We start from the raw sequence: 9,607 nt of genomic DNA, 5'->3' as shown, positions 1-9,607 counted from the left end.
CCTCGTACACCCACATCTGCGTCTTGGTGGAGTCCGTCCACTTGTCGAAGAGGGCGACATGGCCGCTGCCGAGGATCGCGTCGCCCGGCTGCAGGCTGTCCAGGGAGACGTTCGTGGTGTCCCCGAAGGCGTCGAGGTCACCGGTGTTGCGGTCCCAGCCGTCGCTCTTCTTGGGGAGTCGCCAGGCCATGGACACGAAGCCGGAGCAGTCCGGGCGGTACTTCTCGCCGGTGACCGAGGCCTTGGCGTCGGACTGGTGCTGGCTGTAGACGACTCCGTAGGTGTCGATCCACCACTTGGCACGGTCGAGTATCTCGGTCCGGCTGATCGAGCCGCCGACCGTGGAGGACGCCGCGGCGTGCGCGGCCGTCGGCGCCGCGACCTCGGTGATCACCGTGGTGCCGACGGCCAGGCTGCCCAGGGCGAACAGGGCAGTGAGAGCGGTGGTGACACGTCTGAGCGCAGTAGGCATGAGTGGCTGTCCTTTTCCGGGTGAGGGGGCTGCTTCTCACCCCGAAGGCTCCACGGTGTCTCTTCAACTGCCCTTCAAGGAAACTGCAGGCACCTCCACAGCGGCGTTGAGCTCGGCGTACTCGCGCGCACCGTGCTCCCGGAAGACCACCAGGGCATGCGTCCGGGCCGCCAGGGCGGCCTCGGGCTCCCCGCGGGCCTCGTAGACCAGGGAGAGGTCGTACTCGGTGCGTGCCCGCCAGATGGGGGTGTCCATCGCGTCCCACATGGACGTGGCCGCCTCCAGACAGCTGCGCGCCAGGTCGAAGCGCTCGTCGGCCAGGTGCAGCTGCCCGATGACCCGCAGGGTGACCGCCTGCCCGAAGCGGTCGTGGCAGGCACGCGCCGTGGCCAGCGCGCCTTCGAGCCGGGGCAGCGCCTCGGCCCGGTGGCCGAGCCGCATCTGTGCCTTGGCATGGGCACGGACCGCGTAGGAGTACATCAACTCGTCGCCGAGCTCGGCGAGGATGGCGATCGACTCGGCGCATACCTCGCTCGATGCCTCGTACTCGCCCACGGCCCGGTAATACAGGCCCATCGAGCGCAGCGTCAGTGCCAGACCCCGGCGGCTGCCTCCCCGGCGGAACGCCTCGCGCGCTGCGACGAGGTCGGCGTGCACCGCTGCGTACTCGCCCTGTTCCAGACGCACCGAGGCCCGGGTCCGCAGGACGTGACCGACGCCGGGGTGATCGTCGAGAGCGTGCAGCAAAGGGGTGGCCTGGTCGAGGAAGTGGACTGCCTCGACCAGCCGTCCTGGCTCACGGCATGCCGTGCCGAGACCGGCCAGGGCGAAGGCCTGTCCCCGCACGTCGCGCAGGGCGCGGAATCTGCTGAGCGCCTCGCCGAAGTGGCACCGCGCATCGGCGAACCGGTCCTGGTCGTAGCAGAGCTGGGCCAGCTCCGCCAGCATGGCGGCCTCGCTCCGCTGGTCCTGCATGCGCTGTGCCGCGGCCAGCGCGGCACCGGTGATCCGGGTCCGGAAACCGAAGTGGTCGGTGCGCAGAGCCACCGTGTTGTACGCCGAGACCAGATCGCACACGAGCTGGTCAAGGCCGATCGCGGCGGCGCGGTCGACGGCCGCGGCCAGCGCGGCCTGGTCGCCGTCGAACCAGCCGAAGGCATCTCCGAGCGCGAGCTCGCGCAGGACCCGGTCGCCGTCCTCGTCCGGCATCGTCCCGTGCGGCTGCGGCGCGGCGGGGCGCCAGCTGATCTGCGGCGAAGGACTGCTCGCGGCGATCCGGTGCAGCAGACAGATCCAGCCGCGGAAGACGCGGGCGACGGCTTCGAACAACTCGAGGGCCGACTCGGAGACCTCGGCCTGCTCCCGGGCGAAGATCCGTACGAGGTCGTGGAGGCGATAGCGCCCCAGACCCGTCCGGTCCACTCCCGCGAAGGTGACGAGCTGGGTGTCCACGAGCAGTTCGAGCAGGCGCTGGGCCTCCGGCTCGGGAACGTCGAGCAGGCGGCCGACGACCCGGGGGGAGTACTCGGGCAGGCCGAAGAATCCCATGCGCTGCAGGGCCGCCCGGGGCAGCCGGTCCAGGGACTGGAAACTGGGTCCGATCGTGCTGCGCACCGCGAGGTCGCCCACGGCCAGCTCGTCGAGCAGCCGGCGCTCGTCGGTCAGCCGGTCGGCGAGGACCTTCAGCGGCAGCCGGCTGCGCGTGGCAAGTCGCGCCCCGGCGATACGGATGGCCAGGGGCAGGTTGCCGCAGGCGGACAGGATGGCGGCGGCGGCCTGTGGTTCGGCCGCGACCCGGTCCGCGCCGACGATCCGGGTGAGGAGTTCCAGGGCCTCGTCCGGCGCCAGCACGTCCAGTTCGACGAGCCTGGCTCCGGCAAGTGCGCCGAGCCGATCGCGCGAGGTGACAAGGACGGTGCAGCCGCGGCCGCCCGGGAGCAGCGGCCGTACCTGCCGCTCGTCGGCGGCGTCGTCGAGGACGATCAGCAGGCAGCGGTCGGCGAGCAGGGTGCGGTACAACTCCGTACGTTCTTGCAGGCTGTCGGGCAGCAGCTCGGCCTCCACACCGAGGGAGCGCAGAAACCTTCCCAGGACGACGGCGGGCTCAGCGGGGCTGTCGGCCAGACCGCGCAGCTCGGCATGCAGCTGGCCGTCGGGGAAAGAGGCGGCGACCTGGTGGGCTGCGTATGCCGCCAGTGTCGACTTTCCGCTGCCGCCCGGGCCCGCCACGACATGCAGGGAGGAGGAGGTGCCGGTGAGAGCGCGGGTCAGCGCGGCCAGTTCCTCCGTGCGGCCGGTGAAGTCGGTGGGGGCGGGCGGCAGGTGCGCGGGAGGCCTCGCCTGCAGAGACTGGAGAGCCTGGTGTGGCTGGCCGGGACGGCTTGACTGGTGCGGTGGGCGCGACCGGGGTGATGAGGAGGGCTGGAGAGGCCGGATGGGGTGGTGGGGTTGGAAAGGCCACAGCGCCCGTGCTCCGGACGGTCCGCCGCCGTCACCGCGCAGCAGCGCATCGTGCAGGGCGCTGAGCTCCTGGCCGGGTTCGATGCCCAACTCCTCGACCAGCGCGGCCCGTCCCTCCCGGTAGCAGGCAAGCGCGTCCGCCTGGCGCCCCAACCGGTACAGCGTCACCATGAGCTGCCCGCGCAGCCGCTCGTTGGCCGGGTGCCGCGTGACCAGGCCGGTCAGCTCGGCCAGGTGATCGAGTCTGCCCAGCGCCAGCGCCACACCAAAGCGCTCCTCCAGAGCCGTGACCCGCAGCTCGTCCAGCCTTCCGGCCTCGCCCGACAGCAGCGCCCCTTCCAGACCGGAGAGGGCCGGTCCCCGCCACAGGTCCTCCGCATCGCACAACAGCGCGCCCGCCGGGACGAGTTCGCGGGCCTCGGCGTGCTTTCTCGCCTCGGCCAGCAACGCGGCGAAGTGCGCGGCGTCGACCGACACCGCTTCCGGCCGGATCGCGTATCCAGGCTTCCGGGAGGCGATCACTGCGGGATGGCAGGCGTCGGAGAACGCCCTGCGCAGAGTCGAGATGTACGTCTGGATCAATGCGCGGGCGCTGTCCGGAGGATCGTGCTGCCACACGACGTCGATGAGGCGCTCGGTGGAGATCACATGGCCCTGTTCCAGCGCCAGGGCCGCCAGCAGTGCGCGCGGTTTGCCGCCGCCCAGCGCAATCGGCTGGTGCGCCGCATAGACTTCGACCGGGCCGAGCAGTCGGATCTGTAACACGTTGCCCCCACAACGTCGCCGGTATGACCGCCTGCCTTCGCGGCGGGGTCACCCGGAGCGGCGGCCCGGCCCCCGGACCGGGCCATAGCCTGCGAACCGTTTCCCCGTCACGCAAGCCCAGTAACGATCACCGTAGGACCAATGCCGCCAGACGGCAGGGTAGTTGATGAACCCCGCCATAGTCATGGCTCTCCTCACGTGTCCGCGATTCTCGGTGGCGACGGGATCCGGGGCCGACACCCCCGGCGGGAGGCGCGGTGAGTGTGCGCCCCGGGCATCGGAGCCCACCCACAGGGGGACGTCTTCGGCGGTGCACAGGGTGAGGTCGACGGCGGCGCCCGTGGCGTGCGGGGACTCCGGCAGATCGGGGTGGTGGCCCCGGGCCACGTACAGGCGCAAGCCGGCCGGGAGCAGCGTCTGTGCGATGACCAGGCGGTCGACGATGCCGAGCCGCAGCCTGACGGGGACATCGCCGCGGCCGGCCGGCCGCCGGTCCAGCCGCAGTGCGTCGACCTCCCGCAGATCGATCAGCGGCTCTCCGCACTCTTGGATCTCGACCGCCGCGACCCTCGGATCAAACAGCGATACGGCAACCAGCCCTCTGCCCTCCGCATCGCTCCGCTCACCGCACCGGCGGCACACGACCGGCCGGTACCCGGTCGGGGCGGAGCATGACCCCTACCGCTTCAAAATTCCTTCAGGACGGGTACGGGCGTACGACAAACAAGGGGCGTCGGCCGCTTCCCGCACACGCCTGGTGGGCGCGACGGGAACCGCCACGCCCACCAGGGACCTCAGAGTGCTGGGCCTCTCGGGACCAACCGGTCAGTGTGCCCAGTAGGAGCAGCTGGCCGCGCTCACCCACTTGTGCGAGCTGATGGTGTTGTTCGCGCTGACGCCGCTGCTCATCTTGTCATCGGAGAGGTCGGATGCGTATGCCTCGTTCCTCGACAGGCAGATGTAGCCGCCCGCGTAGTTCGGCAGGCTGTAGAACTTGACCTCCGAGTCGTTCCCCTTGTTGAGGATGGACGACGCCTCGTTGTCTTCCCAGCCCTGGAAGGAGCCGGAGCTGTTGCCCCAGTCGGCATCGTTGCCCGAAGAGCTGCCGAGGTAGCCCACGCAGTAGGTGCCGTCATAGGCGTACATGAATCCGCGCCCCGCGCCCGAGTAGTTGTCACTGCAGGTGTCGGCCGCCTGCGCGGTGGCCGTGGGCACGATGACGCCGAGGCCCGCGAGGGCGGCGGTGGCCAGGATCGCCGGGATCTTGCGCATGGTGATGTTCTCCTTCTGTCAGGGTGTGGCGAGGCATCCCGTGGCCGTGAGGCTCGGGAAGAGGGGCGTCCGGGGCATCCGGACGAGTCGGTGAGTCAGGCCTTCGAGCCTGTGATGGTCTCGGCCCGGTCCAGCGCGGTCAGCCTCGCGCGCCGGTAGGCGGCCAGGTCGTCGCTGTACGGCTGGAGCTTCTTGGTCCGGTATTCGCTTTCGAGGGCGCGTGCCGTCCTGCCCAGGGACGTCTCCACGGCGCATGTGGCCTCGGCGACGGCCAGTTCCACTTCCGTGGCGTGCGCCCGTCGCGGACTCATCCCCGTGACCAGGGAATCCCGTTTGGCGCGAATGTCATCCGGACTGGCGTATGCGTGGCCCTTTTTCTTCATGCACCGCGCCCATGCCGCGACCGCGGTGGTCAGACGCCGGTCCTTGAGGAGTGCGGGTAGGTACAGCGGCGTCAGGCTGGTGGCTGTCTTCCGGGTTCGGAACCATGTCGTGATGTCGCCGTACAGCCGTTCGCCGGCCGTGTTCCAGCAGCCGGTGCGGGGCATCTGCACCGTGCCGCCCGAGGGCAGCCGGGCCGACATCATGCCCCGGGCGGGGTCCCCGTCAAGCGTCTTGGAGTACCGGATGCGATCCGGTTTCGGAAGACCGTTGGCGTAGCTGACGTTCGGGTCGTTCAAGCGGGCCTTCTCGGCCCGCTGTTCCAGCTCTCCGCCGTATCCGTAGGTGCGGGCCCAGGCGATGTCGTCCAGGACGAACCCGTGTCCCGCACGCTCCGCGGCGCTGACCGGCGGCCGCAGCCAGTACGTGAACCCGCTGTCCTCCATGCACCGTTTGACGATGATCCGCTCGGCCCGCTCGACCAGGACCTCCTCCTCGGTCGTCAGGTCCCGCACTTCCTGCGGGCCGGGCGCCGCCCCACTGGGCCCGCCCGCCCGTGGCGCGTCACCGCTTCCGGCGGCGCAGCCGACCAGGGTGCTCGCCATCAGCAGCGCGGCGAACCAGACCCGGACTTCACTCTTCGGCATGGTGATGAGTCTCCGTTTCCCCGCTGTTGTGGCCGTTGCCGTCGGTGGCGCGGACGCAACAGTGCCAGGAGGCCGCTGTGAGGACTCTGAAGGAGTCTGAAGACTTCTTCAGGAGCCCCGAGCCGGCGGTGGTCCACGCTGCGGGCCATGCGAATACTGGTGGTGGAAGACGACCTGCGGCTCGCCGAGTTGCTGCGCCGGGGACTCGTGGGCGAGGGCTACGCCGTCGACGTCGCCCATGACGGCCGGTCGGGGCTGGAGCTGGCGCTCCTCAACGGCTATGACGCCCTGGTCCTGGACGTGATACTCCCGGGCCTCAACGGCTACCGGCTGTGCGCCCGGCTGCGCGAGGCCGCTCTCTGGACCCCCGTACTGATGCTGACGGCCAAGGACGGAGAGTACGACGAGGCCGAAGGCCTGGACACCGGTGCCGACGACTACCTCACCAAACCGTTCTCCTTCGTCGCGCTCACCGCCCGGCTGCGTGCCCTGCTGCGGCGCGGCAGGCCCGAACGCCCCGCCGTCCTCCAGGTCGGGGACCTGGAAATCGACCCCGCCACCCGCGGCTGCCGGCGCGGGATCACACCGGTGGCACTCACGCTGCGGGAGTTCGCGGTACTGGAGTACCTGGCACGCCGCCGTGGTGAGACCGTCTCCAAGACGGAAGTACTGGAGCATGTGTGGGACCACACCTTCGAGGGCGACGTGAATGTCGTCGAGGTCTACGTCAGCACCCTGCGCCGCAAGATCGACGCCCCGTTCCAGCGCCGCACGATCCACACCGTGCGCGGGATCGGCTACCGGCTCGAAGCAGGGGAAGGACTTCGCCGGTGAGACGACCGCGCCCGCGCCCGGTCCGGCAGCGGCTGTGCCCGCGCACCCTGCGCGTACGGATCACGCTGATGGTCGCCTGCGTCACCCTGGTCCCGCTGGCCCTCTACGCCCTCGCGGACCGGATCACCGTCAGGAGCGGGCTGCTTGAAGGAGCCCGCCGCCCGACCTCCTCCCCCATCTCGCCGCGCACTCACTTCGAACCGGCGAGGCTGTCGCTCCCTCCGTGGTCCGGCGCTCCGGCATCTCAGCACCCCGGGGCCCGCTCCGGCAGCAGAGCACACCAGGGCCCTTCCCTGCCGGTCCGCCACGTCCGGGCGGACACCGTCCTGCGGTCCCTGGTCCCCGGCGCTCTGGGACTCACTCTCCTCGTCACGGCCGGCACCTGGCTCCTCGCCGGCCGGTGGCTGCGCCCCCTGGAATCCCTCCGCTCCGGATTCGCCGGCCTCGGCGCCCGCCATCTCCACCGGCGTGTGCCCGTGCCCCGCAGCGGGTGTGAGATCGCCCGGCTGGCCACGACGGTCAACGACACCCTCGGCAGGCTCGAGGCAGAAGCCGACCAGCAGCGCAGCTTCGTCGCCGACGCCTCGCACGAACTGCGTACGCCTCTGGCAGCCCTGCACATGGAACTCGAACTCGCCCTGAGAGGAACGGAGAACATCCCCTGGCGGCAAGTCGTCACCAACGCTCTTGGAGACACTTTGCGCCTCCAGCATCTGACCACCGAGCTGCTCCTGCTGGCCCGGCTGGATGCCCTCACCGGCGACGCAGGCCCACCCGGCAACCGTGTGATCGACATGGCCGACCTGGTCCGCGAGGAACTCGGGCGCCGACGAACGCCGTCCCGCCTCGCCCTCGTTTCCCGCATCGAACAGCAACCCGTCCTCGTGCAGGGCAGCCGCGGCCTGCTCGCCCGCGTCCTGGGCAACCTCCTCGACAACGCGGAGCGCCACGCAACCACCACGGTCACCGTGCACCTGGCACCGGGACCCGGCCGGCGCACCCTGACCCTGGAGGTGCGAGATGACGGGCCGGGTGTTCCCCCCGACGACCAGGCCCGGATCTTCGAACGCTTCACCCGCCTGGAGGAAGCCCGCGCCCGCGACACCGGCGGAGCCGGTCTCGGCCTGGCCATCGCACACCGCATCACCGCACTCCACCAGGGCACCCTCACCCTCAGTCCCGAGGCCTCGGGTGCGCACTTCACCGTGCGATTGCCGACAGCGCACGGAAAGCAGTGGCAGGTGACGGACTCACCCGAGTTCGCGGACGCGGCGCCGGGCGGGGTGGGAGGCGGCGTGGGCGGTGGCGCTGAAGGCGGCGTTGGCGGTGGCTGGCGCCACACCGGTGATCACGATTTCGGTGAGGCTTTCGAGCCGAGCGGGCCTGCGTGGTAGTTGATTTTGTCGGCGATGCGGTTGAGTGCAGCAAGGTCTTGCGCGTCCAGGCGGTCGATGAAGTGGCGGCGTACCGAGGCGAGGTGGGCCGGGGCGGCATCTTGCAGGACGGCCAGGCCCTCGTCGGTGAGGATCAGCAGACAGCCGCGGCCGTCGGAGGGATCCGGCGCGCGCCGGATGAGTCCGCGGGCTTCCATACGGGTGGCGTGACGGGACAAGCGGCTGCGGGACCACTGCATCTTGGCGGCTTGCTCGCGCAGCGTACGGGTCGCATCGGTGTGCTCGGACAGCGTGCTGAGCACCTCGTAGTCGGCCTCGGAGAGACCCAGTTCGGCCAGGTCCTGCAGGGTGTACGCCTGGACTGCGGTGGTCATCCGCCGGTAGGCCCGCCAGGCACGGTCCTCGTGGGGGCTCAGCCATGGGGCGTCCGTGATCGGCGCTGCGGCACCCGGCCGTTTCATTGACATGTAATCAATCTACTCTCTAACTTCATTTCCATGTCAACGAAACGGTTGCGGGTCCTCGTCCTCATCTGCAGCACCCGCCCCCACGCACTCGGGCCGACCGTCGGCTCCTGGCTCACCGAGACCCTGGCACCGACCTCACGCACGCTCGACGTCGACCTGGTTCCCGTAGCGCTCGCAGACCTGCAACTCCCCTTTCTCGACGAGGAGGAGCATCCTTCACACGGCGTCTACCGTCACGAGCACACCCAGCGATGGAGCAAGACGGTCGCGGCGGCCGACGGCTTCATCGTGGTGACCCCGGAGTACAACCACGGAATGCCCGCAACGCTCAAAAACGCACTCGGCTACCTGAGCGCCGAGTGGGCCTGGAAGCCGGTGGGCTTCGTCAGCTACGGCAACACCTCGGCCGGCACCCGGGCAGTCCAGCACGCCAAGCAAGTGACCACCACGTTGCGCCTGGTCCCCCTGGGCTCGACCGTGGCCCTGCGGATCGCCGACGCTCTGCGACAGGACCGATTCCAGCCCGCCGCCCACCTCGCCCGGGCAGCTGTGGACATGCTGGAAGAACTCGCCCGTGTCACGCAGGCGCTGGCCCCGCTCCGGCAATACGGGCAAGCAACTCCCGGCCCGCTGCCCGGCTCCTACGCCCATCGTCTCCGCCCCGAACACGAGCCGCAGGTCACCGTGCTGCAGCGCTGCTGCTGGGTCGAGGAAGCAATCGCCAACAACACCCTGCAGATCCCGGCCCTGCACGAAACCCCCGGCCAGGTCAGAGAGTGGCTCACCGACTGGCACACCACGGGCCTGTGGCATTCCGGGCGGCTCCTGGGCATGGTCCGCACCATCCGCCACGGAAGCGAACTGCACATCGGACGGCTTGCCGTGGCCCCCGACCTGCGCGGCCGGGGCCTGGGC

At 70.2% G+C, this 9,607-nt stretch carries 8 protein-coding genes and 1 pseudogene; 3 read left to right on the top strand and 6 right to left on the bottom strand.

The features are described 5' to 3' along the window. The 5 genes and pseudogenes from ACQKIP_RS30650 to ACQKIP_RS30630 all read right to left on the bottom strand — a co-directional run. Positions 1 to 472: pseudogene (locus tag ACQKIP_RS30650) on the bottom strand (hypothetical protein); the annotation flags it as partial. Positions 473 to 535: 63 nt separating this feature from the next. After that, positions 536 to 3,697: an AfsR/SARP family transcriptional regulator gene (locus ACQKIP_RS30645; protein ID WP_427744746.1), complete on the bottom strand. Its 3,162-nt coding sequence runs from the start codon at positions 3,695 to 3,697 to the stop codon at positions 536 to 538. A gap of 48 nt (positions 3,698 to 3,745) precedes the next feature. Then, positions 3,746 to 4,084 carry a M15 family metallopeptidase gene (locus tag ACQKIP_RS30640; RefSeq protein WP_365857150.1) on the bottom strand — a complete coding sequence of 113 codons (339 nt, stop codon included), beginning with the start codon at positions 4,082 to 4,084 and terminating at the stop codon, positions 3,746 to 3,748. A 438-nt stretch (positions 4,085 to 4,522) separates the two neighbouring features. Beyond that, a complete protein-coding gene (locus tag ACQKIP_RS30635; protein ID WP_365857028.1) occupies positions 4,523 to 4,969 on the bottom strand; it encodes a hypothetical protein in 447 nt (148 codons plus the stop codon). Positions 4,970 to 5,064: 95 nt separating this feature from the next. Next, positions 5,065 to 5,997 (bottom strand): hypothetical protein, encoded by a 933-nt coding sequence (locus ACQKIP_RS30630; RefSeq protein ID WP_365857026.1) that lies wholly within the window; start codon positions 5,995 to 5,997, stop codon positions 5,065 to 5,067. A 147-nt stretch (positions 5,998 to 6,144) separates the two neighbouring features. Between ACQKIP_RS30630 and ACQKIP_RS30625 the strand changes: the two genes are divergently transcribed. Both ACQKIP_RS30625 and ACQKIP_RS30620 read left to right on the top strand, forming a co-directional pair. Beyond that, complete coding sequence (locus ACQKIP_RS30625; protein WP_365857024.1) at positions 6,145 to 6,831, top strand: response regulator transcription factor; 687 nt, start codon at positions 6,145 to 6,147, stop codon at positions 6,829 to 6,831. Next, the gene (locus ACQKIP_RS30620) at positions 6,828 to 8,225 is read left to right on the top strand and encodes a sensor histidine kinase (RefSeq protein WP_365857022.1); all 1,398 of its coding nucleotides are present in this window, start codon (positions 6,828 to 6,830) and stop codon (positions 8,223 to 8,225) included. Before ACQKIP_RS30625 ends, ACQKIP_RS30620 begins: the two co-directional genes overlap by 4 nt. On the opposite strand, the gene ACQKIP_RS30615 is transcribed toward ACQKIP_RS30620, so the two are convergent. Then, a complete protein-coding gene (locus ACQKIP_RS30615) occupies positions 8,180 to 8,692 on the bottom strand; it encodes a MarR family winged helix-turn-helix transcriptional regulator (protein ID WP_365857020.1) in 513 nt (170 codons plus the stop codon). The genes ACQKIP_RS30620 and ACQKIP_RS30615 overlap by 46 nt on opposite strands. A 30-nt stretch (positions 8,693 to 8,722) precedes the next feature. Here ACQKIP_RS30615 and ACQKIP_RS30610 point away from each other — a divergent pair. Continuing rightward, positions 8,723 to 9,607, top strand: an 885-nt coding sequence (locus ACQKIP_RS30610) for a GNAT family N-acetyltransferase (RefSeq protein ID WP_427744742.1), incomplete at its 3' end; no start/stop codon positions are given.

This window comes from Streptomyces sp. NPDC059900 (assembly GCF_050270335.1).
Lineage (GTDB): Bacteria > Actinomycetota > Actinomycetes > Streptomycetales > Streptomycetaceae > Streptomyces.
Note: the sequence above shows the minus strand (reverse complement) of the source record. Positions and strands in the feature narration are given on the sequence as shown.